A 410-nucleotide genomic window follows, 5' to 3' on the forward strand; every position below is an offset into this window, starting at 1 on the left:
TTCATTAACTAATATGATTAAATCTTCCATGTTACGTCCTAGTCTATCTAGTCTCCAAACAACAATCGTATCTCCTGACCTCGCAAATTCAATGGCTTTATCTAAACCAGGTCGCTTACTTTTTGAACCACTCATATGATCATTAAATATCTTTTCACAACCATATTGATTTAACTGATCTTCCTGTAAATCCAAGTTCTGTAATCCAGTTGAAACTCTTGCATAACCTATTTTCAAGATACAAACCTCCTATATACATTTTCATTGTATCATAACTTAATTCTAACCATATTTATGAACATAGATTTTCTGTTGGGTTATTGAACACTAAAATATGTATAATAGATATATATCTAGATATAAAAAGAGAGTGTCCAGAAAATAACCATTTTCTGGACACTCTCATATTT

Annotated in this window: 1 protein-coding gene; it reads right to left on the reverse strand. The window is 30.2% G+C overall.

Features of this window, described 5'->3' with window-relative positions:
• A partial coding sequence (locus A6013_RS26410) for a recombinase family protein (RefSeq protein ID WP_139128311.1) occupies positions 1–237 on the reverse strand: 237 nt, incomplete at its 3' end.
• Positions 238–410: the final 173 nt, after the last annotated feature.

It is taken from the genome of Enterobacter sp. IF2SW-B1 (assembly GCF_001743375.1).
In the GTDB taxonomy this organism is placed as follows: Bacteria; Pseudomonadota; Gammaproteobacteria; order Enterobacterales; family Enterobacteriaceae; genus Enterobacter; species Enterobacter bugandensis.